23 protein-coding genes and 1 pseudogene are annotated in these 23,774 nt (G+C 61.9%); 17 read left to right on the top strand and 7 right to left on the bottom strand.

What is annotated here, in order from left to right; all coding sequences use genetic code 11:
* Window positions 1-150 precede the first annotated feature (150 nt).
* On the bottom strand, window positions 151-1,050 hold the full coding sequence (locus tag AC1RWL_RS28590; protein ID WP_493096817.1) for a hypothetical protein: 900 nt from the start codon (window positions 1,048-1,050) through the stop codon (window positions 151-153).
* Between the two features lie 208 nt (window positions 1,051-1,258).
* On the opposite strand from AC1RWL_RS28590, the gene AC1RWL_RS28585 reads away from it, so the two are divergent.
* The 11 genes and pseudogenes from AC1RWL_RS28585 (at window position 1,259) to AC1RWL_RS28535 (ending at window position 9,635) form a co-directional block, all read left to right on the top strand.
* The gene (locus tag AC1RWL_RS28585) at window positions 1,259-2,272 is read left to right on the top strand and encodes a hypothetical protein (RefSeq protein ID WP_493096816.1); all 1,014 of its coding nucleotides are present in this window, start codon (window positions 1,259-1,261) and stop codon (window positions 2,270-2,272) included.
* A 486-nt stretch (window positions 2,273-2,758) separates the two neighbouring features.
* Window positions 2,759-3,001 carry a hypothetical protein gene (locus AC1RWL_RS28580; protein WP_493096815.1) on the top strand — a complete coding sequence of 81 codons (243 nt, stop codon included), beginning with the start codon at window positions 2,759-2,761 and terminating at the stop codon, window positions 2,999-3,001.
* A 226-nt stretch (window positions 3,002-3,227) separates the two neighbouring features.
* A complete protein-coding gene (locus tag AC1RWL_RS28575) occupies window positions 3,228-3,740 on the top strand; it encodes a hypothetical protein (protein ID WP_493096814.1) in 513 nt (170 codons plus the stop codon).
* 66 nt (window positions 3,741-3,806) lie between these two features.
* Window positions 3,807-4,088, top strand: a complete 282-nt coding sequence (locus AC1RWL_RS28570; RefSeq protein ID WP_493096813.1) for a hypothetical protein — start codon at window positions 3,807-3,809, stop codon at window positions 4,086-4,088.
* Between the two features lie 109 nt (window positions 4,089-4,197).
* Window positions 4,198-4,446 carry a hypothetical protein gene (locus tag AC1RWL_RS28565; RefSeq protein ID WP_493096812.1) on the top strand — a complete coding sequence of 83 codons (249 nt, stop codon included), beginning with the start codon at window positions 4,198-4,200 and terminating at the stop codon, window positions 4,444-4,446.
* A gap of 23 nt (window positions 4,447-4,469) precedes the next feature.
* A complete protein-coding gene (locus AC1RWL_RS28560) occupies window positions 4,470-4,775 on the top strand; it encodes a hypothetical protein (protein WP_493158554.1) in 306 nt (101 codons plus the stop codon).
* Between the two features lie 104 nt (window positions 4,776-4,879).
* Window positions 4,880-5,011, top strand: a pseudogene (locus AC1RWL_RS28555) (DinB family protein); the annotation flags it as partial.
* A 198-nt stretch (window positions 5,012-5,209) separates the two neighbouring features.
* The gene (locus AC1RWL_RS28550; protein WP_493096810.1) at window positions 5,210-5,494 is read left to right on the top strand and encodes a hypothetical protein; all 285 of its coding nucleotides are present in this window, start codon (window positions 5,210-5,212) and stop codon (window positions 5,492-5,494) included.
* A gap of 194 nt (window positions 5,495-5,688) precedes the next feature.
* Window positions 5,689-6,768 (top strand): GGDEF domain-containing protein, encoded by a 1,080-nt coding sequence (locus AC1RWL_RS28545; protein WP_493096809.1) that lies wholly within the window; start codon window positions 5,689-5,691, stop codon window positions 6,766-6,768.
* Window positions 6,769-6,835: 67 nt separating this feature from the next.
* Window positions 6,836-8,722, top strand: coding sequence for an ABC-F family ATP-binding cassette domain-containing protein (locus tag AC1RWL_RS28540; protein ID WP_493096808.1), 1,887 nt, complete (start codon window positions 6,836-6,838; stop codon window positions 8,720-8,722).
* An 85-nt stretch (window positions 8,723-8,807) separates the two neighbouring features.
* Window positions 8,808-9,635 carry a polysaccharide deacetylase family protein gene (locus tag AC1RWL_RS28535; RefSeq protein ID WP_493096807.1) on the top strand — a complete coding sequence of 276 codons (828 nt, stop codon included), beginning with the start codon at window positions 8,808-8,810 and terminating at the stop codon, window positions 9,633-9,635.
* Window positions 9,636-9,641: 6 nt separating this feature from the next.
* On the opposite strand, the gene AC1RWL_RS28530 is transcribed toward AC1RWL_RS28535, so the two are convergent.
* Entirely contained in the window at window positions 9,642-10,484 is an 843-nt protein-coding gene (locus AC1RWL_RS28530) for a GNAT family N-acetyltransferase (protein WP_493096806.1), read from the bottom strand.
* A gap of 254 nt (window positions 10,485-10,738) precedes the next feature.
* On the opposite strand from AC1RWL_RS28530, the gene AC1RWL_RS28525 reads away from it, so the two are divergent.
* Window positions 10,739-11,845, top strand: a complete 1,107-nt coding sequence (locus AC1RWL_RS28525; protein ID WP_493096805.1) for a TRAP transporter substrate-binding protein — start codon at window positions 10,739-10,741, stop codon at window positions 11,843-11,845.
* A 90-nt stretch (window positions 11,846-11,935) separates the two neighbouring features.
* On the opposite strand, the gene AC1RWL_RS28520 is transcribed toward AC1RWL_RS28525, so the two are convergent.
* Together AC1RWL_RS28520 and AC1RWL_RS28515 are read right to left on the bottom strand one after the other, a co-directional pair.
* Entirely contained in the window at window positions 11,936-13,708 is a 1,773-nt protein-coding gene (locus tag AC1RWL_RS28520; RefSeq protein WP_493096804.1) for a TRAP transporter large permease, read from the bottom strand.
* Window positions 13,705-14,280, bottom strand: coding sequence for a TRAP transporter small permease subunit (locus AC1RWL_RS28515; protein WP_493096803.1), 576 nt, complete (start codon window positions 14,278-14,280; stop codon window positions 13,705-13,707). The genes AC1RWL_RS28520 and AC1RWL_RS28515 overlap by 4 nt, the downstream gene beginning before the upstream one ends.
* A gap of 247 nt (window positions 14,281-14,527) precedes the next feature.
* On the opposite strand from AC1RWL_RS28515, the gene AC1RWL_RS28510 reads away from it, so the two are divergent.
* Complete coding sequence (locus tag AC1RWL_RS28510) at window positions 14,528-15,454, top strand: Gfo/Idh/MocA family protein (RefSeq protein ID WP_493096802.1); 927 nt, start codon at window positions 14,528-14,530, stop codon at window positions 15,452-15,454.
* Between the two features lie 42 nt (window positions 15,455-15,496).
* Here the strand turns inward: AC1RWL_RS28510 and AC1RWL_RS28505 are convergent, their stop codons facing one another.
* On the bottom strand, window positions 15,497-16,336 hold the full coding sequence (locus AC1RWL_RS28505) for an SDR family oxidoreductase (protein WP_493096801.1): 840 nt from the start codon (window positions 16,334-16,336) through the stop codon (window positions 15,497-15,499).
* Window positions 16,337-16,474: 138 nt separating this feature from the next.
* Between AC1RWL_RS28505 and AC1RWL_RS28500 the strand changes: the two genes are divergently transcribed.
* Window positions 16,475-16,846, top strand: a complete 372-nt coding sequence (locus AC1RWL_RS28500; protein WP_493096800.1) for a winged helix-turn-helix transcriptional regulator — start codon at window positions 16,475-16,477, stop codon at window positions 16,844-16,846.
* Here the strand turns inward: AC1RWL_RS28500 and AC1RWL_RS28495 are convergent.
* Both AC1RWL_RS28495 and AC1RWL_RS28490 read right to left on the bottom strand, forming a co-directional pair.
* Complete coding sequence (locus AC1RWL_RS28495; RefSeq protein WP_435265207.1) at window positions 16,843-17,292, bottom strand: DNA polymerase III subunit chi; 450 nt, start codon at window positions 17,290-17,292, stop codon at window positions 16,843-16,845. The genes AC1RWL_RS28500 and AC1RWL_RS28495 overlap by 4 nt on opposite strands.
* Before the next feature lie 7 nt (window positions 17,293-17,299).
* Window positions 17,300-18,790: a leucyl aminopeptidase gene (locus AC1RWL_RS28490; RefSeq protein ID WP_493096799.1), complete on the bottom strand. Its 1,491-nt coding sequence runs from the start codon at window positions 18,788-18,790 to the stop codon at window positions 17,300-17,302.
* 269 nt (window positions 18,791-19,059) lie between these two features.
* On the opposite strand from AC1RWL_RS28490, the gene lptF reads away from it, so the two are divergent.
* From lptF to AC1RWL_RS28475, 3 genes are read left to right on the top strand one after another with little or no spacing between them, the layout of a single operon-like run.
* Complete coding sequence (gene lptF, locus AC1RWL_RS28485) at window positions 19,060-20,229, top strand: LPS export ABC transporter permease LptF (RefSeq protein WP_493096798.1); 1,170 nt, start codon at window positions 19,060-19,062, stop codon at window positions 20,227-20,229.
* Window positions 20,226-21,308 (top strand): LPS export ABC transporter permease LptG, encoded by a 1,083-nt coding sequence (lptG, locus tag AC1RWL_RS28480; RefSeq protein ID WP_439628335.1) that lies wholly within the window; start codon window positions 20,226-20,228, stop codon window positions 21,306-21,308. The genes lptF and lptG overlap by 4 nt, the downstream gene beginning before the upstream one ends.
* The gene (locus tag AC1RWL_RS28475) at window positions 21,308-23,644 is read left to right on the top strand and encodes an LPS-assembly protein LptD (RefSeq protein WP_493096797.1); all 2,337 of its coding nucleotides are present in this window, start codon (window positions 21,308-21,310) and stop codon (window positions 23,642-23,644) included. Before lptG ends, AC1RWL_RS28475 begins: the two co-directional genes overlap by 1 nt.
* Window positions 23,645-23,774 lie beyond the last annotated feature (130 nt).

Genomic DNA, 23,774 nt, shown 5'->3' with positions numbered 1-23,774 from the left:
TTTCGTTGTTTTGCCTCCCAGACGCGTAAGACAGGCGGGGATGCGGGTCTGGGGCCGCACCCCTTGCCATGATGCTGAGGCAGGTAGTGGATTGCCGCAACTAAAAGTTATCCCCAGCCTCGCGAATTAGCGGCTGTGATGCGGCCTTGGTTAGAAGAGACTGCCCTCGCGAGGAGGCAGCTGAGATTTTACGCTATATCCCTTTGTTCTGAGAATATCGGCAAAAGTCTGGGCCCCGTGCCGGTTTTCCAAAGTGTCAGTCACGTTGACTTCCACAAAGCTTTCCATCTGGTTAGCAAAGCTCACCGTTTGAGCTGTGAAGCAGGCCGCAGCGACGGATTCAACGTCGTCATAGAGTTGCCGGGTTGACTGGGTTGAGGTTGCTGATACTTGCAAGCGCAGAATTACATCATCGTGGCTTGGCGCTTTCCGCATCAACGCATCAATTATTAAAGTCCGGTTTTTCGACGCGAAACTACTTCTTTCCAACGCCGAAATCCGATTTAGAACGGCCTCCAGTTGCTCCTGAACAACTTTTTCAGAGGGCGTCGCGTGCTTATCAAACTCGACACGCCCTCTTGCGAAAGTTACGGGATTATCCACCTGGTGCTCGGGGTCGAGCGCTTCCCTGACGAAGGAGAGCAAAGTTTCGCGTGCCGCCCGGATGTCTACAGGCCTCCGGCGTGAGAACTTTATCGAGCGGAAAGGCGCGACATCGAACGGTATCCGCTGCCCTTCAAGGTGCATGTGGATAATCGGCTTCTGCAAAACGTGTCGGATACCGACCTCGTAGAACGCATTTGGGTTCAGCGTGGTCAGGTCGGCAATCACCAAATCCGCTTCCAGCAACGCCGTGATGACCTGTGAGGTGATTAGTCCCGGGTTGGACACCTTATCGGCGCGGGTGACGTCGAAATCAGTGTAATGCTCCTGAAAGACGGGCAGGATGATTTCCTCAAGCAGCCAGTCCGCGTGAATCCGGTCCTCGCTGTCGTCATCGCCAATCGGGCCGACGACAAAGCATTGCTTCCTATCTTGCTTCTTGGCCACTCATCCCTCCCGACCCGTAGGCATCCATCTGCCCTGTTATACACGTTGAGGTATACCATTCCAGACCGCGTCATCAGCTTTAAAGACGCACGAGGCGGCGCCTCATCCTATCTCTCCCGTGCAGATTCAGGCTGTGGATTGTTACAACTAAAAGTTAGGAGCTGGCTGGCGCTGAAGTAAAATGCGCCCTCCTGCTTGCGGAGTTGCCATGTTCAGCAAACCAACCGTTTTCGTCATCGGTGCCGGTGCCGGCGTCGAGTACAACATGCCGCTCGGATACGAGTTGAAGGAGAAAATAGCCAAAAAGCTCCAGTCCAACGACGAAGCGATGATCCATGCGCTGGCACCGGTGTTCTCAATCGGCAACCAGCACGATTTCTCCGAATACAATCGCATCAAGGAATTCATCGCCTCGAACATGCCGATTGCCGAGTCGATCGACAATTTCCTGCACACGCACTCCAGAAACGAGAAACTGGTCAAGGTCGGAAAGGTGGCCATTGCCGCCTGCATTCTTGATGCCGAGAGGGGCAGCCACGTTGCTCCGCCTCCGCGGGGCTCGGACGATTATCTTGTCTACAATCGCCGCCGCGACACTACAGCAACTTGGCTCTCACGCTTTTGCACGATGGCCCTTACGGGAATTCTGGCGGAAGACGCGGCAAACGCCTTCGACAACGTCACAATCGTCACATTCAATTATGACCGGTGCATTGAATTCTACCTTGTAGGTCACCTGACATCGTACCTTGGAATTTCGAATGGAGCCGCTAAGGAAATCGTCAATTCCATCAACATCATCCACGTCTACGGAAGGGTTGGAAAACTCCAATGGCAGGGTGGCAATGGGGTGGACATCGAGTTCGGCGGAAAGGCATCGCATGGCCACCTTCTGTCCCTCGGCAACGAAATCAGGACGTTTACCGAGCGATTGGCCGAAGATGACACCCAGCAGAGGATTGAAGAAGCGCTCGCGGCGGCCGAACTTGTGGTGTTCACCGGCTTTTCATTTGGAACGTCAAACTGGGAGTTCCTGCAAAATCGGCAGGTTTCGGCTCCCAAGAAAGCGATTGTCGGACTATTTGAAATGAGTAAGCCCAACCAGACGAACATAATCAATCGTCTGCGATATGAACTTCACCCCACTGGAGAGGTTGAAGCCTATGTGAGCGAAAAAGGCTCACTTGCCATGTTAGGCGAATACTCGACTTTCTTCGGCTAGCACTAAGCCCATCGTTACGCCACGTTAAATCGGTTGCCGGATTCAACGTATCCGCGCATCATCAGTCCTGCGAGCAACATCGCAGGAGCCATCCCAATGAAACTTTCCCCCGAAACGCGGGCGCGCGAGCGTCCGCAGCGATACCCTATGACTGATGACCAGCCGGAGTTGCCCAACATGCCGGCACCCATGACGGCGAAACGCGCACAAGACTTCCGCAAGCCCTGCGGGTCCTGCGAGACGGCCGCGTGCCGTTGCATCGGTTGGCAGGCCTTTGACCCGCCCAGCAAGTGAAGAAAGGAGGCATCCGCATCTAGGCAGCAGGAAAGTCGCCTAAACCTGCCGAGCGGCCGGACGCTCGTAAATGGTTGCCGACCATTTCGTTGACGTCACCTAAATGATTGCCGCTCGGCGTCACCCTCCCCGCCTTGAGTGGCTTAGCCTCCGGCACGCGAATGTGTCGGAGGCTTTTTCATGGAGCATCCCATGCATCTGGAGATCTACCTCAACGGCACGAATATTCCGGCGCTGTATGACTTCTACGTGGATGTCGAGGGCAACGTGTTCACGATGAGCCCGCCTCCTCCCTACGACCCCATCAGCATTTTCCAGATGGTTGTGGAGCCTGACGTGGAAACGCCGAACGCCAACCAGCGCGCAGCGATTGAAGGGATGGTGGCGGCCTATCACATGACCGTCTTCATGTTTCCCCCTTTGAAAGCACTGTAAGCCCCCGCAAGGGGGGGTATTTTCCACCCGTGCTTCGCACCCGCCCGCTTCCGCCCTATTTGGGTGTAATGCGCGCAGAACCGTGGTGCCAAATTTGAGACGCCAGATTCTGCACTGGCGACCCCTCCGAGTAATTAAGGGTTGTAAATTGTGGATTTCCTCGCCTTTGGCACTTGCAAAGCATTTTACTCGTTATAAAGTTTAATTTTCCTGCATGGAGGCTGGAGTGCTAGAACTAATCAGATCATTTTTTCCTGCCCCTCAGGTCAACGAAGACACCATACGCGCTAGCTATAAGGACAGCGAGTACTTCAGAGTCGATTTGCCCGGACCAGCAGGGATGTTAGTGGCGCATTGGAAAGTGGCAACCAATCTCCTGACAGCAGACGAAAAGAATTTATTTATCTTGGGCCAGATTTTGGTCGCCCATCGGATTATCTCGAAGAAGACCAGCAAATTTTGGGTAAAATTTTACATCATTCGCGGGCATGGAACTTATAGCTATTCATTTAGCCCGACCAACCAGCGTCGCGTCAAAGAGCGGCCCTACGATTACATGTTGTATGGCAAGGAGTATGACGACGAGCGATACTTTGAGAATACGATGTCGTCTGGAATAGGAGGTAGCGCAAGAAATGCGTATAATATCTGCGCTAACTGTCTGACAAAAAGTAAGCACAAGGAAAAAGAGCGCCTTCTGGGCGAGCTGGCTAAGATCAACTCACACTCGTTAAAATAACACATATTTTTTGTTTACAACTTAAAGTATATGTGTGATTATGCTTTTACAAAGAAAGCAATCCACATGTTCTCCCCCGACTTCGCCGACAGCGACCCGCGCAACCCACTGAACGCCGAGGACGACGCGAAGGCCGCCTTTTACATTTCGCCTGACCAGCTCACAGAATACGAGACGCCGGACAGCGCCATCGACCGCTGGATCGAGGAGGAGAGCGAAGCTCGCAGCGAGGCGAAACGTCTCGCAAAGGTCACCGGCCACCGCATCGTCGTTCAGGAGCATCTTGAGCGCGACGACGGCACGCATGAGCTTGTCAGCAGTTTCACGGTCTTCCCTTGGGGTGAGTAAGATGGAGCGTGGCAACCTAACCGGCGCGGATGCGGACTACTGCTTCCGCCGTGCAACGTGTGCCTACTCAGGGGCGGAGAAGCGGTGGGCCGAGCGGTCGAGTCGTCCGATGTCCGACGGCGAGATAATCGAGGCCCTCAAACAGGAGCTTTCGGGAGACGGCGGCGGTGGCGACAGCTTCGATAAGCCGTGGTACGGATGTCAGGCGAACGGATTGAAAATCTGGGGCGGGTGGAAGTATCCCAACCCATTTACCACCCCGCCCCTTTGGAAGGGCGTCGAGACCGTCCGGAAGGCCCGCGCGTTCTTTCACATTCCGGCGCCGGACGATAATGCGCAATTGTGTCTCTTCCAATGAGATGCTTACTCGCCCTCCCCCTCATGGCCTGCGCGACGGCGCCGGTGGAACTTGAAACCATCAAGCAGGCTGTGGATGGTCGCGCCTCCTATGCCTACTACACCGGATGGGACAAGCGCCTCCTGTCAGAGGGCGATTCCGGCAACTGCGCGGCCTTTGCCCACACCTACCAGCAAGAAGCGCTGGCGAAGGAAATCCCCCTTTCCGTAACAGCCTGCAAATTAACCAGTGGACAAACCCACGCCTTCGCGATGACATACGACCGGAAGTGGGCACTAGATATCAGGCACAAATTTGTAGTGCCGCTTGACTCCGTGGGGTGCGAATAAGGTGGCGCGTGACTGGCGCGTAAACCTATTGCCCCACCGGTCCCGTAGGCCCCCGTTACGCTCCAGTACAAAACGCTAAGTACCGCTGTGTGCTTGACATTTTCCTGCCATACGTGCTCAACCACCAGACCCACCACAGAGGCCAATGCCACGGGATGCTCACGGCTTTGGGCGGTTCAAGTATTACGCTGGACCTGATTTATTTTGTGAGGACCGAGGGCTCGAAATTCCTATAAATTTTAGGGAGAGTGCTATCTTCGGTTCCTGCAATAGTGGTGATACAGTTGTGCGGTATGGGAGCGCTCTACATCGACTGTGAGGGCAGCCCCGCCCTGTCACTCAGGTGACAGGCACGGGCAATCGGTGATGGGATAGTCGCTGCCATGGGGTGGGTGCCAGGAGGGCACTTTCCCCTCCTGGAAGAGGGAAGAAAAATGGCAAGAACGACCGAAGAGTGGGCAGCCCTGCTCGGCAGTACGCTTTGCAAGATGGCACGGGTCTATGGCACGGACGCCCCCAATGCCTACCTGCCGGAAGAATGCTATCCGGTGATCGAGAAGACCTTGGAGGTGGCCCTGAAGGACGCCCGTGCGGAAGGTTATGCCGCCGCAATGCGCGACCTCCAGCAAAACCGAACGACCCGCGCCAAGGAACCGACCCGCGCGACCGTCATCGGGCAGGTGATGCGGGTTATCCCGCTCGCCCGCCGAACAGCCTGAATTCACGCGACACCCTTCGTGCGGCTGCATCGGGCGATGCGGCCGCACGAGGCGTGGGAGATGCTTGCGTTTCGTCAAGTCCGGTTGAATTTCTTCATCAGCACACGCAAAATTAACCGTGCAATCCGATAGTTACGCCGACTGACATCATTATGGCGCAGGCGGCTTCCGCGGCGCCCAGCCGACGGCGTTTCATGACCAGCAAAGCCTCCCCCGCCCCGAAAGACCAGCAGCCGGCCGTGCCGCCGATCATGGCGCGCATCGCGCATGTGATGGCCAATCTCGGCATTTCCGGCCTGCCGCGGAACTATGAGCTGCTGTTCGAGGCGTTGAACGGCAATGCGAGCGTGGCGCGCGAGATCGCCGCCCTCGGCAAGTCGCCGGAACAGGCCGCGCTCGATTCGATCGCGCTACGCCACTCCTTACCGAGCCACAATGTGCTGGCCGCAGGCCAGGCCGCGGGAGAAGCCGTGCGCGTGCTTGCGGAGATTTCCCAGACCGCGGAAACGAGCCGCCGCGACCGCGCCGTCGCACTGCACGAATTGCAGGAGATCGCCGACCGCATGCGCGCCGATCCGGTGCTCGGCATTTCGGATTTCTCCAGCGACACGGTGCGCCTGCTCTCGCTGGTGCGCGACATCCTCGGCATGGACCGCTCGGCGGCGACGAAGATCGACGATCTGCAAGCCCATCTCGACGGGCTGCGCACCGGCCTCTCCGTCAGCCGCGAGGCGCTGACGCACGATCCGGTGACGGGCCTCGGCAACCATGCCGCCCTGCTCGGCCGGATGAAGGGCGTCTTCCAGGGCGAGGCAGTAGGCACCTCGGCGCTGCTGATGTTCCGCGTCGAGCAGCTCAAGGAGTTTGCCGAGAGCCATCCGGCGGGGGCGGCGGAAAAGACGCTGAAGCGGCTTGCCGCCATCTTCCGCCGCTCGGTCAAGAAGGACGATTTCGTCGCGCGCACCGGGCCGGACCTGTTCTGCCTGCTTTTGTCCGACGTCAGCCGCGAGATCGCGGTCACCATCGCGCGCCGCATCGCCGTTCGCGTCGCGGAAAAGCCGTTTCCCTTCATGGACCGCGAGCTGCCGGCCGGCTTCCTGACGCTGACGGCCGGCGTGTCGCTCAGCGATTCGGCCAGCGCGCCGGCCATGCTCTACGAGCAGGCCGACCAGGCACTCGCCTATGCCGCCGAAACCGGCATTGCGCTGCGTATCTACTCCGCGGAAGTGGCCGATCGGGCGGGCCGCGGCTATCGTTCCGGGTCGGCCGCCTGAAGAGGCGCGCCTCACCCCTTGCCTTGCCCCCTTGCCTTGACTGGTCGCCCCGCCCTATAGACCCGGAATGATCACGATTTCCGGCCTCACCGCCCGCATTGCCGGGCGTCTCCTCATCGAAAACGCGTCCCTCTCGCTGCCGAGCGGCGTGAAGGTGGGTCTCGTCGGTCGCAACGGCACCGGCAAGTCCACGCTTTTCCGCATCATCACCGGCCAGTTCGCCTCGGAGGCCGGCAGCATCTCGCTGCCGAAGAACGCGCGCATCGGCCAGGTGGCGCAGGAAGCGCCGGGCACGGACGACGCGCTGATCGAGATCGTGCTTGCCGCCGACAAGGAGCGCGCCGCGCTGCTCAAGGAGGCGGAGACGGCGACCGATCCGCACCGCATCGCCGAAATCCAAACGCGGCTCACCGATATCGGCGCGCATTCGGCGCAATCGCGCGCGGCGAGCATCCTTGCCGGCCTCGGCTTCAACCACGAGGCGCAGCAGCGGCCGGCCAAGAGCTTTTCCGGCGGCTGGCGCATGCGCGTGGCGCTGGCGGCCGTGCTCTTTTCCGAACCGGACCTGCTGCTGCTCGACGAACCGACCAACTATCTCGACCTCGAAGGCACGCTGTGGCTGGAGGATTATGTGCGGCGTTATCCGCACACCGTCATCATCATCAGCCATGACCGCGACCTCTTGAACACCGCCGTCAACGCCATCGTGCATCTCGACCAGCAGAAGCTCACCTTCTATCGCGGCTCCTACGACCAGTTCGAGCGGCAGAAGGCGGAGAACGACGAATTGCAGATGAAGGCGAAAGCGAAGAACGAAGCCGCGCGAAAGCATCTGCAAAGCTTCATCGACCGCTTCAAGGCCAAGGCCACCAAGGCCAAGCAGGCGCAGAGCCGCGTCAAGGCGCTGGAGCGCATGGGCACGGTCGCGGCCGTGATCGAGACGCATGTGCAGCCGATCACCTTCCCCGAGCCCGAGCGCCAGCCCGCCTCCCCGATCATCGCGATCGAAGGCGGGGCGGTCGGCTATACGCCGGGACAACCGATCCTAAAGCAGATCAACCTGCGCATCGACAATGACGACCGCATCGCCCTGCTCGGCTCGAACGGCAACGGCAAGTCGACCTTCGCGAAATTCATCGCCGGCCGGCTGGAGGCGGAATCTGGCGCGGTTAAGCGCGCGCCGGGCCTCAAGATCGGCTTTTTCGCGCAGCACCAGTTGGACGATCTCATTCCGGACCAGTCGCCGGTCGAGCATGTGCGCCGGCTGATGCCGGAGGCGACGGAGGCCAAGGTGCGCGCCCGCGTGGCGCAGATGGGGCTTGCGACGGAAAAGATGTCGACGGCCGCCAAGGACCTGTCCGGTGGCGAGAAGGCGCGCCTGCTGATGGGCCTTGCCGCCTTCGACGCGCCGAACCTGCTGATCCTCGACGAGCCGACGAACCATCTCGACATCGACAGCCGCCGCGCTCTGATCGAGGCGCTGAACGACTATGAAGGCGCCGTCATCCTGATCTCGCACGATCGCCACCTGATCGAGGCGACCGTCGACCGGCTGTGGCTGGTCAACGAGGGCACGGTCAAAACCTTCGACGGCGACATGGAGGAATATCGCAGCCTCATCGTGCAGTCCGGCAAGAAGGACGACAGGGAAAAACCGGCCGGCAACGGCGAGCAGGCGAACAAGGCCGACCAGCGCAAGGCGAATGCCGACCGGCGCGCCCAGTTCGCGCCGCTCAAGAAAAAGATCAATGAAATCGAATCCCTGACGGCAAAGCTGCAGAAGCAGATTCAGCTTCTTGATGCGGAGCTTGCGGATCCGGTGCTCTACGAAAAGAGCCCGGCCAAGGCAGCCGAGAAAGCGAAGCTGCGCGCCATGGCGGTCGACAAGCTGCACGACGCCGAAGAGCAATGGCTGGAGCTTTCGGCCGAATACGAGGAGGCGATGGCGGGATAAGCCCGTTCCGCCCGCCGCCTCAACGCTTCATTAACCATGATCGGACAAAAGTGCTTGCAAGATCATCATCTTGCCGAGTGCGCCCATGCGTTGCCGCCTGCTTCTTGCCGCATTGGCGCTGCTGCCCCTGATTGCCGGGTGCAACACGACCAAACCGCGCGCCTCCACCGAGACCGCCTTCGTCGAGGCCAAGCAGGCGAAGGTGCTCGACGCGGATGATCCCGTGCCGATGTCGCCCGCCCGCTGGGCCGGGCGCACGGGGCTTGCCGGGCGCACGCTCGCCGTCGCCTCGCTCGCCGACCTGAAGCTGCGGCACAAGGAGGTCGTTTTGACCTTCGACGACGGTCCGGTGCCGGGCCGCACGGAGGCGATCCTCACCACGCTCGACGCCTATCGCGTCAAGGCGACCTTCCTGATGGTCGGCCAGATGGCGGATGCTTATCCGGCCATCGCCCGCAAGGTCGTTTCCCGCGGCCACACGATCGGCAGCCATACCTATCGCCATGCCAACCTGCGTTATCTCGCCTTCGAGGCGGCGATGGCGGAAATCCGCAAGGGCGAAAAGGCCGTGCAGCGTGCCACCGCCCGCCAGCCGGATTTCTTCCGCTTCCCCTATCTGTCGGACACGTCGGCGCTGCGCAGCGCGGTCTCGCGGCGCGGCACGATCATCATGGATATGGACGTGGATTCGAAGGACTATTTCAAAGTCTCGCCGGCATCGGTCGCGAGCCGCACGATGGAGGGCCTGCGCAAGCGCGGCCGCGGCATCATCCTGCTGCACGACATCCACAAACGCACCGCCGACGTGCTGCCGGCATTGCTCGCGCAGCTGAAGGCCGAGGGCTATTCCGTCGTGACGCTGCGCCATAAAGGCATGGGCGGATCGGATCTGCTCGCCATGGCGGGCGGCTGAGACAGGTCAGCCAAGCTCGAATGTCGTGACGCCGAAGATGCGGTTGAGCGGCAGGTCCGGCATCGTTCCGCGATACATGCGCGCCGTCTCGAAGACCGGCGACAGGCCGTGGCGCACGCAGAGCGCCTTCGCCTCGGTGTTCGGCGCCGGGATATCGAGGAAGATCCGGCCGCCACCGACATTGGCGACGAGTGCGCGGAACAGCAGGTCGGCGCCGACATCGGTGTCGGAGAACAGCGGGCCGATCTTGAAGCCCTCGCGGCAGGCGCGGATCGTGCCGTAGCCGGACACCTTGGTGCCCTGGAGCAGCGCGAAACTCTGGCGCGTCTCCTGTTCCTTCAGCCATTCGCGAAGGAAGGTCTCTCGGCGGGCGGGATTGAACCGTTCATCGTAATCGGCGATCAGCGGCACATGCACGGGCGAGACCGGCGTCAGCCGCGGGTCGTTCGGCACCGTGCATTGCACCCGGCCGCCATAGCGCACATTGGCGTGCGCATAGACGAAGCCGGACTTGCGGTAGTTCTCCTGCTGGGCGACGACGCCGTCGAGGCCGACTACGCGGTCTTCCGCCATCGCCATCGCGGCTTCCCACAGGCGCAGCCCCACCCCCTGCCCGCGCACGTCCTTGTGCACGATGTAGAAGCCAAGGAAGGCGTAATGCGCGCCATAGCGGACGAGCGAAATCGCCCCCACCATGCGCTTGTCCGCCTCCGCGACGAGATAACCCTCGGGATCGGCCACCCAGAAGGGCGCTGCGTCGCCAAGCCCCGGGTTCCAGCCCTCCGCGGCCGCCCAATCCAGAATGTCGACCAGTTCGTCGCGATAGGCCTTGCGAATCTGGATATCCATGCCCTGCCCTTCGCCCTGCCGCGTTGCTGCCAATCTTTCAACCGGAAAGAGGGCTGTCAACCATGCAGGAAAAGGAAGAAACGCTCAAAAAACAGGCAGATAGCAAAATGCTGCACGTAAGACGAAAGTCGTAGGGGTCCCATTCACCCTTCTTTCTCCCTGCGACTTGAAACACCAAACCCGACATGGTTAGCTTCCGCGCGATGACACAAGGGTGGGGAAGAGGAACCCTGCCCGCTATTGGGAGGAAATCTATGGATCGTCGTTCATTCATCAAGAAGGCCGGTGTCGCCGGCATCGGTGGCGCGGCTGCGACCGTGCTGGCCGCTCCGGCGCTGGCGCAGAGCAACCCGAAGGTCAACTGGCGTCTCGCTTCCTCGTTCCCGAAATCGCTCGATACGATCTATGGCGGCGCGGAAGTGCTGTCGAAATACGTTTCCGAAGCGACAGACGGCAATTTCCAGATCCAGGTCTTCGCCGCCGGTGAAATCGTGCCCGGCCTGCAGGCCGCCGACGCGGCATCCGCCGGCACGGTCGAGGCCGCGCACACGGTTTCCTACTACTACTGGGGCAAGGACCCGGTCTGGGCGCTGGGTGCCGCCGTTCCCTTCGCGCTCAACGCGCGCGGCATGAACGCCTGGCAATACCATGGCGGCGGCATCGACATGTTCAACGAGTTCCTCGCCACTCAGGGCCTGATCGGCTTCCCCGGCGGCAATACCGGCGTGCAGATGGGCGGCTGGTTCCGCAAGGAGATCAAGACCGTCGCCGACCTTTCCGGCCTCAAGATGCGCATCGGCGGCTTTGCCGGCAAGGTCGTCGAAAAGCTGGGCGTCGTGCCGCAACAGATCGCCGGCGGCGACATCTATCCGTCGCTGGAAAAAGGCACGATCGACGCCGCCGAATGGGTCGGCCCCTATGACGACGAGAAGCTCGGCTTCTACAAGGTCGCACCCTACTACTACTATCCCGGTTGGTGGGAAGGCGGCCCGACGGTTCACGCCCTCTTCAACAAGGCCGCCTTCGACGGCCTGCCGAAGGCCTACCAGTCGCTGCTGCGCACTGCCTGCCAGGCGACCGACGCCAACATGCTGCAGAAGTATGATTACCTGAACCCGACCGCCATCAAGCGCCTCGTCGCTGCCGGCGCGAAGCTCAGCCCCTTCAGCCAGGAAATCCTGTCGGCCTGCTTCGACGCGTCCAACGAGGTCTATGCCGAGATGGAAGCTTCGAACCCGACCTTCAAGAAGATCTGGGAATCGATCAAGGCCTTCCGCGGCGAGTATTACCTCAACGCCCAGATCGCCGAATACAACTACGATACGTTCATGATGATCCAGCAGCGCAGCAACAAGCTGTAGCGCCACCGAAAACCGGACATGAAAAACCCCGGAGCAGCGATGCTCCGGGGTTTTTCTTTGGAAAGGGCCGGCTATGCCGGCCCAACACAATCAGTTGAAGGATGGCGGGCTTGAAAGGTCGTTGGTGGGCTTCTGCTCCCCTTCACCAGCCGGCTTCTGTTCGCCGCCTTCCAGCGGATTGCCGGCAGGAAGCTGCAAGCCGCCCGGAAGGCCGAGGCCACCGCCATTGTCGGGCAATGTGAGGCCACCGCCGAAGCCAGGCACCTCGATCTTGATTGTCGACGGATCGACGCCCGTTCCCTCGCCTTTGTAGTGCATGACCATCTGCGGGAACATGATGGTGAGCGCCACCATGACGATCTGGATACCGACGAAGGGAACCGCCCCCCAATAGATTTGCCCGGTCGTCACCGGCTGGGTCATCTTACCTGTGACCTTGTCGAGATAGGGCACCTTGGCGGCAACCGACCGCAGGTAGAACAAAGCGAAGCCGAAGGGCGGGTGCATGAAGCTCGTCTGCATGTTGATGCCGAGCAGCACGCCGAACCAGATGAGGTCGATGCCGAGCTTGTCGGCCGCGGGTGCGAGCAGCGGCACGATGATGAAGGCGAGCTCGAAGAAATCGAGGAAAAACGCCAGGAAGAAGACCAGGATGTTCACCGCGATGAGGAAGCCCGTCTCGCCGCCCGGCATGGCGACCAGAAGGTGCTCGACCCAGAGGTGCCCGTTCACGCCATAGAAGGTCAGCGAGAAGACGCGTGCACCGATCAGGATGAACAGCACGAAGGCGGAGAGGCGCGTCGTGGCGGCGAGTGCCGAACGCATCACCTCCATGCTGAGCCGCCCCTTGGCCGCTGCCATGACCAGCGCACCCACCGCGCCCATGGCACCGCCCTCAGTCGGCGTCGCAATGCCGAGGAAGATGGTGCCGAGCACGAGGAAGATTAGGGCGAGCGGCGGGATCAGCACGATGATGACTTGCTGGGCAAGCCGGGACATCATGTTGATCTTCATGCCCTTGTCGACGAGCGCGACGACATAGATGAAGGCAACGCCGCAGGTGGCGCCGAGGATATCGGCATTCGGACCCTGCGTCGGGTAGAGATAGATGTGCGCCGCATAGGCGAAGCCGGCCGCGACGACCAGCGCGATGATGAGCGACGTGACGCCGGAGCCGAGCGAGCGCGCCTCCAGCGGCAGCGCCGGCATGGAATCCCGCTTCACGAAGGTCATGATCAGGATGTAGAGCATGTAGAGGCCGGTCAGGACGAGGCCCGGGATGAGCGCGCCGGCATACATGTCGCCAACCGAACGGCCGAGCTGGTCGGCAAGAACGATCAGGACCAGTGACGGAGGGATGATCTGGGCGAGCGTTCCAGAGGCCGCGATGACGCCGGAGGCGACGCGGCGGTCATATCCGTAGCGCAGCATGATGGGCAGAGAGATGAGGCCCATCGCGATGACCGAGGCTGCGACGACGCCGGTGGTGGCCGCCAGCAGCGCGCCGACGAAGATGACCGCATAGGCGAGACCGCCGCGGATCGGCCCAAAGAGCTGACCGATCGTGTCGAGCAGGTCTTCGGCCATGCCGGATCGTTCGAGCACGATCCCCATGAAGGTAAAGAAGGGGATGGCGAGCAATGTGTCATTCGACATCACCCCCCACAGCCGTTCCGGCATGGCGTTCAACAGCGGCCAGGAGAGGTTGATGGAATCAGACAGCGGCGCAAGCTCCACGCCGATGATGAAGAAGAGCAGGCCGTTTGCCGCGAGCGAGAACGCCACCGGATAGCCCAGCAGCAGGAACACGATCAGCGACACGAACATGATTGGCGCGAGGTTTTCTGCGATGAATTCGATCATGCGCCCTTCTCCTCCGCCACGGCGGTATCGAGCGGCGCGTGCGTCGGCACGTAGGGCGTCGGGTCCTCCATGTCACCGCTCATGATGGCGATCTTCTTGATGATCTCCGAAACGCCCTGGGCTGCGAGCAGCACGAAGCCGGCAAGCAGGATCGCCTTGGCCGGCCAGACGATCAAACCGCCGGCACTGGATGAGCCCTCACCCGAGCGATAGGACATCAGCACGTAGGGCACGAGGAAATAGACCATCAGCAGCACGAAGGGCATCAGGAACAGGCAATGGCCGAGAAGGTCGATCCAGTGCTGCACCCGGCGCGAAAACTTGCCGTATACGACGTCGATGCGGATGTGCTCGTTCTGCGACAGCGTATAGGCGGCGGCGAGCATGAAAGCCCCGCCGAAGAGATACCATTGCGCCTCAAGCCAGGCGTTTGACGACATATTGAACATTTTCCGGATAACGGCATTTCCGGCGCTGACAAGCACGGCGATCAGGATCAGCCAGCCAACGGCTTTCCCGATGTTTTCCGTAATCGTGTCGATAAGCCGGCTGAAAACCAGCAGCGTCTTCATAAGAACTCCTCCCCGCTTGGCGTGTTATTGCTGTTGTGCCAAGCACAGCCAGAGTGCCGATTTCAAGGCTCGTTTCAAGTCCGCGGCCCAGTTTTCCCGGCCTGAGGCGGGGCATTAGACGAAAGGCGAATGCCCGTTTGTCCGCGTTGCACAAAGGATAGGCAAGCACCGACGCGGAGGCACTCTTGCCCCGAACCGAGGTTCTGCTACAACAGCGCCAAATCATCATACAAATGAGGGTGGAGCCATGTCCCCGATCAATCTCGCAATCGTCGGCGTCGGCAAGATCGTGCGCGACCAGCATCTCCCGGCCGTCGCCAAGAACAGCGATTACAAGCTGATCGCCGCTGCAAGCCGCCACGGCACGGTCGACGGCATCGACAATTTCAAGTCGATCGACGCGATGCTGGCGGCCGTGCCTGATATCGACGCCGTCTCGCTCTGCATGCCGCCGCAATATCGCTACGAGGCGGCGGAAAAGGCGCTTTCGGCGGGCAAACATGTCTTCCTCGAAAAACCCCCGGGCGCGACGCTCTCCGAAGTCGCCGACCTCGAAACACTCGCCGCCGCCAAGGGCGTTTCGCTCTTTGCCAGCTGGCATTCGCGTTACGCACCGGCCGTCGAGGCAGCAAAAAGCTTCCTTGCCGGCACGACGATCCGCTCGATGCAGGTGATCTGGAAGGAAGACGTGCGCCACTGGCATCCGAACCAGGACTGGATCTGGCAGGCCGGCGGCCTCGGCGTCTTCGATCCGGGCATCAACGCGCTCTCCATCGTCACCCATATCCTGCCGCGCCCGGTCTTCATCACCGCCGCCACGCTGGAATTCCCGGAAAACCGCGACGCGCCGATCGCCGCCGCGATCACCTTCTCCGACGCCAAGGGCCTCGACCTCAAGGCCGACTTCGACTGGCGCCAGACCGGCAAGCAGAGCTGGGACATCGTCGCGCAGACCGAAGCCGGCGAGATGGTTCTGTCCGAGGGCGGCGCGAAACTCTCCATCGACGGCAAGCTGGTGCACGAGGAGCCGGAGCAGGAATATCCGATGCTCTACAAGCGCTTCGCGGAGATCGTGAAGGCCGGAAAATCCGACGTCGACCTCGCGCCGCTCCGCCACGTCGCCGACGCCTTCATGCTCGGCCGCCGCAAATTCGTCGAGGCGTTTCACGACTAAGATAGGCGTCGAGGGCGGCAGGTCGCCGCCCTCGGACCGTCGTCACGCCTTCAGCGCGGCCGCGTTGTCGCGCGCATAGGTGACGAGGGACCGTGGCGCTTGGCCGGTCAGGACCTCGACGGCATCGGAAACCGCTGCCGTCCAGCCCTGTCGCACCGGATAGAAGATCGCGGCGAGGAAATTGGCGTAGTCCGCCGGAACGCCGGCGCCCGTCAGGATGCCGACGAAGGTCGCGTCATCCACGGCCTCATAGGCGACCGGCTTGCCGATGGCTTCCGACAGGATTTTTGCCGCTTCCCCATAGCTGTAGGCCTCCGGCCCTGTCAGGTTGAACGCCTTGCCGTCGAACTGCGTGGTGGTGAGCACGGCGGCGGCGCTCGCGGCAATGTCGCGGGTATCCACAAAACTCGACTTGCCCTCGCCCGCCGGCACCGCGATCGTGCCGTGGTCGATGCCGGCCTTCCAGTAGGTCTGGAAATTGTTGGCAAACCAGTTCGGCCGCAGGATGACATAGGGCGTGCCCGATTTTTCCAGCGCGATCTCGACCTGGCGATAGGGAATGCTGTCATCCGCATCCACGCCGAACACGCTCTGGAACACCACCTTCACCTTGCGCGCGGCAACCGCCTCGATCACCGGCAGCAGCAGCTCCGTGATGTTCACATAGCCTGCCGGCAGCATCACATAGGCCCGGTCGACGCCCTCGAAGGCGGGGCCGAAGGTCGCCTTGTCGGCATAATCGAAGGCGACGCCCTCCGTGCCCGCGACCACCTTGCCCGAGCGCGATGCCGCCTTCACCTTTTCACCCTTTGCGACGAGCGCCTTGACGAGGGGCGTGCCGACATTGCCGGTCGCGCCGAGAACCAGAATCTTTCCAGCCATTGTCATCTCCTAAGTATCCATTGGAAACCAACTTCCGAAATGATACATAATGAAGAATGGAAAGCGGCGTAAGGAGGCACTTTGCCGTCAGGTAGTTCCCTGCTGGAAACCGGGTGCCGCATGCGAGGTCACGATCGAATGGCTTATATCTATGATATCTATGAGGAAAACTGCCCGACACGGCAGGTGCTCGATCGCCTCGCGGACAAGTGGGCGCTGCTGATTCTCGACCAGGTGCAGGCCGGCCCGAAGCGCTTCAACCACCTCCGGCGCGACATCAAGGGCATCTCGCAGAAGGCCTTGTCGCAGACATTGAAGAAGCTGGAGCGCGACGGGCTCGTCTCGCGCACCGTCTATACGAGCGTGCCGGTCACAGTGGAATATGCGCTGACGCCACTCGGCGAGACGCTGAAGGACACTGTCGCGGCCATCGCCCATTGGGCGGAACGGCACATGGATTCGGTGCTGGAAGCACAGCAGGCCTACGATACAGCGCTTGCCGCGCGCTAGGCCTTCTTCTGCCAGCGCCCGTCGCTGTTCTGCTGCCAATAGGTAAGCTGGTGCCCCTCGCCCTTCAGGCGCTTCCAGTGCTCGCGCGCGGTCTCGACTTCCGCCTGGTCGTAGCCATCGAACATGAAGATGACGCGGTCGTAAGGATCGAGCGGCGGCGGTTCGGCGCCGGCGACGAGGAAGCGCACGGTGGCGGCGTTGGCATTGTCGGCCGTCATGGTCAGCAGCACCGGCTGCTCGGCGGGAAACGCCTGCTCGTCGGTGCCGTGCGGCAGGAAACTGTCCTCGCGGAAGGTCCACAGATGCGTGTCGAGCGCATCGCGGCGCTCCGCGTCGCCGGTCTGCACGACGACGCGCCAGCCGCGTTCGAGGCTCTTGTCGAGGAGCGGCGGCAGCGCGTCCTCGAGCTTCGATTCGGTCAGGTGGTAGAAGAGGACTTCGCTCACCCGCTCCTCAGCTTTCGTAATTCGCGCGCACCAGCTCATCGAGCAGGCGCACGCCGAAGCCGGAACCCCAGGACTGGTTGATCTCGTCGGTCGGCGAGCCCATGGCGGTGCCGGCGATGTCGAGATGCGCCCAGGGCGTTTCCTTGACGAAACGGTGCAGGAACTGCGCAGCGGTGATCGAGCCGGCATAACGGCCGCCGGTGTTCTTCATGTCGGCGAACTTGCTGTCGATCATCTTGTCGTATTCGCGGCCGAGCGGCATGCGCCACAGGCGCTCGTTCGTCGAGAGGCCGGCCGCGGTGAGGCGTGCGGCGAGCGTGTCGTCGTTGGAGAACAGGCCGGCATGATGACTACCGAGCGCCACCATGATCGCGCCGGTCAGCGTCGCGAGGTTGATCATGAACTGCGGCTTGAAGGTCTCGTTGCAGTACCAGAGCGCATCGCACAAAACGAGGCGGCCTTCGGCATCCGTGTTGATGATCTCGATCGTCTGGCCGGACATGGACTTGACGATGTCGCCGGGGCGCTGGGCGTTGCCATCAGGCATGTTTTCCACAAGGCCGAGGATGCCGACGACGTTCGCCTTTGCCTTGCGGGCGGCGAGCGTGTGCATGAGGCCGATGACGGCGGCGGCACCGCCCATGTCGCCCTTCATGTCCTCCATGCCGGCGGCCGGCTTGATGGAAATGCCGCCCGTATCGAAGACCACACCCTTGCCGATGAAGGCGATCGGCCGGTCCTTCTCCTTGCCACCCTTCCAGTGCATGACGGCCAGGCGCGGCGGGCGCACGGAGCCCTGCGCGACGCCGAGCAGCGCGCCCATGCCGAGCCGCTTCATCTCGCGTTCGGTAAGAATTTCCACCTCGACGCCAAGCTTTTCGAGCGCCTTGGCCTTTTCGGCGAATTCGACCGGGCCGAGCACGTTGGCCGGCTCGTTGACGAGGTTGCGGGCGAGAATCACGCCCTCCGCAACGGCGTCGGACACGTCGTTCGCCTTCTTGGCGGCGCTGGCGGCGGCGGTGACGATCGTCACTTTGGCGGCCTTGCCGTTCTTGGCGTCGTCGTCCTCGCCCTTCTTCGTCTTGTAGATATCGAAGCTGTAGGCGCCGAGCTGCATGCCGAGCGCGAAATCGGCGGCGTTCTTCGCCGTGACCGTGGCGCCCGGCGCATCGAGGTAGATCGTCGCCTTGTCGGCGCGGCCGATCTTGCCGGCGGCGGCGCCACCGGCCTTCAGCCAGTCGTGCGCGACGAGCTTGTCCGCCTCGCCGAGGCCGAGAACCAGGATACGATCGACCGGGGCGCCGTGCGGCGCCAGCACGTCGAGGGTCTTCAGCGCCTTGCCGGTGAATTTCGCCACGCCCGCGGCGCGGGTGACGATGCCTTCCGGATCGACCTCGCCGAGACCGGCCGCCGTCTGGTCGGCAATCTGCAGGAGGATCGCAAGACCGCCCGAGGCGCGTGCCGTCTTTGCGAAACCGATGTCGAATCTGGAAGCCATGACTTACTCCGAATCTGTGGCCGGCGGGCCTGTCGTCCGATAAGAGACGGCCGCCAATCTCATCAATTCCTTGTCGCTTTTGCGGCGCTTGGCAAGATGCGGCACCTTGTTTACAGATGGTTAGTCATGCTTGTTCGCCATAAATTTTCCTGGGCCGGAGAGACTCCCGGCTATGGCATCAGCCTGAAGAAAGCTTATATGCCCATGGCTGTTCCGAGGGGTGCCCCTGCACGAAGCCGGAGCCGCCTGTCGGAAACGCGGACGAAACGATGAAATTGATCGAGCGCTATATCCTGCGGCGGGCGTCGCTCATGTTCGTCGCCACGCTCGTGCCCCTGCTCGGCATCGTCTGGGTCACGCAGGCGCTCGGCAGCATCAACCTCGTCACCGACAGCGGCCAGTCGATCTTCGCCTTCCTCCGGCTCGCGACGCTCATTCTCCCCTCCGTCATCCCGATCATCCTGCCCTTCGCGCTCGTCATCGGCGTGTCGCAGACGCTGACGGTGATGAATGCCGATTCGGAGCTGACGGTGCTGAACTCCGCCGGCGCCTCGCGCATGACGATCATCCGGCCGGTCATGATCCTGGCCGTGGCGATGAGCCTGGTGTCCTTCGTCGTCGACAATTTCGCCGAACCCTATTCGCGCACCGCCGTGCGCAAGATGATCGCGACGGCGCATGCCGACATGCTCTCCTCCGTCGTACAGGAAAACACCTTCCGCAAGATCACCGACGGCCTCTATGTGCAGGTGGCCGAGCGGCGCAACGGCGGCGTGCTGGAAGGCCTGTTCGTGGCCGACACGCGCGATCCGCGCTTCGAGCTCGTCTATTATGCGCGCGAAGGCGCCGTGGACGAAAACAGCTCGGCGCTGGTGATGAAGGACGGCGAGGTGCACCGCAAGCTGCCCGACGGCAATGTCTCGATCATCAAGTTCGATTCCTATGCCTTCGATCTCGCGGACCTGACACAGAGCGTCGGCAAGACGAATATCCGCGCGAAGGACCGCGACCTCTTCTATCTGTTCGATCCGGACCCGAACGATCCGCAATACCAGCGCAATCCGGGCGCCTTCACCGCGGAAATCCACCGCCGCTTCACGGAATGGCTCTTCCCGGCCGTCTTCGGCCTCATCGCGCTCGTCGTCAGCGGCGATGCGCGCTCGCACCGCGAAGCCCGCGTGCATCCGATGATCACGGCGCTGCTCACCGCCCTCTTCGTGCGCTGGGCGAGTTTCTATGCGTCGAACAATGCGGAAGACTCCGCCTATTTCATACCGATCATGTATCTCATCCCCGGCGTCACCGCCGCACTGGCGATCCGCTATCTCGGACGCAACAAGAGCCTCGACATTCCCGTTACGCTCGGCGAGCGGTTAACCGAGATCGGCAATCGGTGGCGGGCTGGCCCGGCGTCGACCGGCGGGAGCGGCCAGCCATGATCCCGACACTCGGCTTCTATTTCTTCCGCCGCTACACGGTAACCACCGTCTGGTTCCTGCTCGGCATCTTCTCTTTGATCTTCATCATCGATTTCAGCGAAATGTCGAACCGCGTCGGCGCCCTGCCCGGCTATACGCTGACCAGCGGCCTGCTGGTGACGGCGCTGCGCATCCCGACGATCCTGATGCAGACCGTGCCCTTCGTGGCGCTCTTTGCCGGCATGGCCTCGCTGATCTCGCTCAACCGTCGCTACGAGCTGGTCGTCACGCGGGCGGCGGGCATTTCGGTCTGGCAGTTCCTGCGCCCCTTCATCATCGGCTCCTTCCTGTTCGGCGTGCTCGCCGTTCTCGCCATCAACCCGATTGCGGCCTGGAGCAGCAGGAAGGCCGTGGAGCTCGAAGCGAGCTGGGGCGCGGCGAACGCCTCGCGCACCGAAAACGCCGTGCCGTGGCTGCGCCAGATCTATGGCGACGACCAGGCGATCATCGGCGCCAAGGCGGTTCTCGACGAGGGCACGCGGCTGTTGAACGTCACCGTCATCCACTTCGATACGGACGGCCGCATCGTGCTGCGCCAGGATGCCGATTCGGCAACCTTGGAAGATGGTTACTGGCTTCTTAAGAACGTGCACGAGACGCGCAACGGCGAGTTGCCGGTTCGTCTCGAAGAGGTACAGCTGCGTACCAACCTGAAACGGGAATTCGTCCAGGAGAGCCTCGAAAAGCCTGAATCCATTCCGTTTTTGAGCCTTGGGCGCAAGATCGAGGCGGCAAAGTCCTTCGGTTTCCCCACGGACGCGATGGAAACGCAGTTCCATTCCCTGCTCTCGCTGCCACTGCTCCTGGTTGCCATGACGCTGATCGCAGCCTGTGTATCATTGAAATTTAGCCGGTTTAATCAATCGCGTGCGGTGATTCTGGGTGGAATCCTGTCAGGCTTCATGCTTTATGTCGTCACCGTGCTTGTGAAAGCATTCGGAAGCAGCGGTGTTGTACCTCCGTTCGTTGCGGCCTGGCTCCCAGTGGTCGTCGCAATGTCGTTAGGGGCGACGATTCTTCTCCATCAGGAGGATGGCTAGTGGCGGCAGGCGACCGCAAAACGAATAGGTGGTTGAGAGCCGCCCTGCTTGCAGGTGCGGCCATGTGCGCCATCGTGCCCGCCTCCGCGCTCCCCGCCCGGGCGCAGGCACCCGACATCCAGTCGATGGAACCGAATATCCCGGACGACGCCAAGCTGCTTCTGGCGGCGAACGAGCTCGTCTATAACAATGACTCCGAAAAGGTGATCGCCCGCGGCGCGGTGCAGATCAACTATGGCGGCTACAAGCTCGTCGCCCGCCAGGTCGAATACAATCAGAAGACCGGCCGGCTGACCGCCTTCGGCAATATCGAACTCATCGAGCCGACGGGCAACCGCGTCTACGGCGAGCAGATGGACCTGTCGGATGATTTCGCCAACGGCTTCGTCAATGCCCTGCGCATCGAGACAACCGACCTCACCAAGCTGGCGGCGACCAGCGGCGAGCGCGTCAACGGCGAGGAGATGATCCTCAACCACGCCGTCTATACCGCCTGCACGCCCTGCGCCACGGACCCGACGCACCGCTCGCTCTGGCAGATAAAGGCCGAGCGCGTCGTGCAGAACGGCCGCACCAAGACGATCCGGCTGGAGCGCGCGCGCTTCGAGATGTTCGGCCGGCCGATCGCCTATATTCCCGTGCTGGAAGTGCCGGACCATACGGTGAAGCGCAAGAGCGGCTTCCTGTTCCCGCAGTTCAGCTACGAGCAGAAGCTCGGCCTCGGCATCACGACACCCTATTATTTCGCGATCGCGCCCGACATGGACGCGACGATCTCGCCGAGCGTCTTGACCCGTCAGGGTTTCCTCGTCGAGGCGGAGTTCCGCAAGCGCTTCCACAACGGCCAGATCACGCTGCGCGCCGCCGGCATCGACCAGTGGAACCCGGGCGTGTTTTCCGCCGGCACAAGCGACCGGCGCGACGATTTCCGCGGCATGGTCGCCTCCGAGGGCCGCTTCAAGATCAATCCCCGCTGGGCCTTCGGCTGGGATGTCATGGTGCAGAGCGACAACAACTTTTCGCGCACCTATGATCTGGACGGCCTGGAAGACCGCATCCACACCAATCAGGTCTACCTGACCGGTCTCGGCCGCCGCAACGTCTTCGACATGCGCTCGTTCTATTTCGACGTGCAGGATGCCGATCCGCAGGACCGGCTGGAGCGCAAGCAGGCGATCGCCCAGACACTCGACTACGAATATATCGCGCCGCAGCCGGTCCTCGGCGGCGAGCTGTCGATCACCACGAACATCACCAATATCGAGCGCGACCTCTCCGACCGGTACAGCGTGCGCGGCAACGAGCGGTTCCGCGGGCTTGCCGGCGGCACGACGCGTCTGACCAGCGAACTCGAATGGAAGCGCCAGTTCGTCGTACCCGGCGGCCTCGTGCTGACGCCCCTGCTCGCGGCCCGCGGCGATATCCACCGCCTCGACATGAATGACCCCGGTCTCGCCTATGCCGGCATCTACGAGGACGACAGCAGCGCGACCCGCTCGATGCTGACCGCCGGCCTCGAGGCGCGCTACCCGATCCTGGCGACGACCGACACCAGCACCCACCTCTTCGAGCCGATCGCGCAGATCTACCTGCGCCCGGACGAAGATTATCCGGGCGGCTTGCCGAACGAAGACGCGCAAAGCTTCGTCTTTGACGCGACGAACCTCTTCGAACGCGACAAGTTCTCCGGCTTCGACCGCATCGAGGGCGGCTCGCGCGCCAACATCGGCCTGCGCTATACCGGCACCTTCGACAATGGCGTGCGTCTGCGCTCGATCGTCGGCCAGTCCTTCCATCTCGGCGGCGTCAATTCCTTCGCGACGCCGGACCTCGTGAATGCCGGTGCCAATTCCGGCCTCGAACGGGATACGTCGGACTATGTCGGCATGGCCGGCTTCGACCTGCCGAACGGCCTTTCGGTCGCCCATAGCGCCCGCCTCGACAAGAACGACCTGTCGCTGCGCCGCTCGGACACGTCGGTGCGCTTCGATGGCGCCCGCTTCGAGACCGAAGTCACCTATACGCGCATCGCCGCACAGACGCTTTACGGCCTGACGGAGAATGCCAGCGAAATCCAGAGCGCCGCGGCCTTCAAGTTCGAGAACTACTGGTCGGTGTTCGGGTCGCTGACCTACGACATCAACCGCCAGAGCCTCTCGCGCAACGGCTTCGGCTTCTCCTACGACGATCGCGACACGGTCTTCTCGGTCGTCTACGAGCAGACGCGCGACAAGTCCGGCACGACGGCGAACGACTGGTCGATCGGCGCGCGGCTGATGTTCCGCACGCTCGGCGACATCAATGTCGGCGATACGACGCTGACGGGCTTCGAATAGGCCGCGCGGCCGCTCTTGTCATCGTTTGGCCGCATGTATTATGCACATCCGGGAGAGCGCCCGCTGGTGAACGCCTTCCGCATGGGAGGCGCGCCCGCACGGATGACACCGGTGGACGCGGCAATGGGTT

The organism is Shinella sp. GW821-FHT10F02 (assembly GCF_058809275.1).
This window is presented reverse-complemented; position numbering and strand designations above follow the sequence as displayed.

Bases quoted from the DNA above. Each gene is read 5' to 3' on its own strand.
- AC1RWL_RS28550 (WP_493096810.1), top strand. From the start codon at position 5,210: ATGGCAAGAACGACCGAAGAGTGGGCAGCCCTGCTCGGCAGTACGCTT.
- AC1RWL_RS28520 (WP_493096804.1), bottom strand. From the start codon at position 13,708: ATGATCGAATTCATCGCAGAAAACCTCGCGCCAATCATGTTCGTGTCG.
- lptF (WP_493096798.1), top strand. From the start codon at position 19,060: ATGAAATTGATCGAGCGCTATATCCTGCGGCGGGCGTCGCTCATGTTC.
- AC1RWL_RS28500 (WP_493096800.1), top strand. From the start codon at position 16,475: ATGGCTTATATCTATGATATCTATGAGGAAAACTGCCCGACACGGCAG.
- AC1RWL_RS28490 (WP_493096799.1), bottom strand. From the start codon at position 18,790: ATGGCTTCCAGATTCGACATCGGTTTCGCAAAGACGGCACGCGCCTCG.
- AC1RWL_RS28505 (WP_493096801.1), bottom strand. From the start codon at position 16,336: ATGGCTGGAAAGATTCTGGTTCTCGGCGCGACCGGCAATGTCGGCACG.
- AC1RWL_RS28535 (WP_493096807.1), top strand. From the start codon at position 8,808: ATGCGTTGCCGCCTGCTTCTTGCCGCATTGGCGCTGCTGCCCCTGATT.
- AC1RWL_RS28565 (WP_493096812.1), top strand. From the start codon at position 4,198: ATGTCCGACGGCGAGATAATCGAGGCCCTCAAACAGGAGCTTTCGGGA.
- AC1RWL_RS28570 (WP_493096813.1), top strand. From the start codon at position 3,807: ATGTTCTCCCCCGACTTCGCCGACAGCGACCCGCGCAACCCACTGAAC.
- AC1RWL_RS28585 (WP_493096816.1), top strand. From the start codon at position 1,259: ATGTTCAGCAAACCAACCGTTTTCGTCATCGGTGCCGGTGCCGGCGTC.
- AC1RWL_RS28560 (WP_493158554.1), top strand. From the start codon at position 4,470: ATGGCCTGCGCGACGGCGCCGGTGGAACTTGAAACCATCAAGCAGGCT.
- AC1RWL_RS28580 (WP_493096815.1), top strand. From the start codon at position 2,759: ATGCATCTGGAGATCTACCTCAACGGCACGAATATTCCGGCGCTGTAT.
- AC1RWL_RS28540 (WP_493096808.1), top strand. From the start codon at position 6,836: ATGATCACGATTTCCGGCCTCACCGCCCGCATTGCCGGGCGTCTCCTC.
- AC1RWL_RS28525 (WP_493096805.1), top strand. From the start codon at position 10,739: ATGGATCGTCGTTCATTCATCAAGAAGGCCGGTGTCGCCGGCATCGGT.
- AC1RWL_RS28530 (WP_493096806.1), bottom strand. From the start codon at position 10,484: ATGGATATCCAGATTCGCAAGGCCTATCGCGACGAACTGGTCGACATT.
- AC1RWL_RS28515 (WP_493096803.1), bottom strand. From the start codon at position 14,280: ATGAAGACGCTGCTGGTTTTCAGCCGGCTTATCGACACGATTACGGAA.
- lptG (WP_439628335.1), top strand. From the start codon at position 20,226: ATGATCCCGACACTCGGCTTCTATTTCTTCCGCCGCTACACGGTAACC.
- AC1RWL_RS28510 (WP_493096802.1), top strand. From the start codon at position 14,528: ATGTCCCCGATCAATCTCGCAATCGTCGGCGTCGGCAAGATCGTGCGC.
- AC1RWL_RS28545 (WP_493096809.1), top strand. From the start codon at position 5,689: ATGACCAGCAAAGCCTCCCCCGCCCCGAAAGACCAGCAGCCGGCCGTG.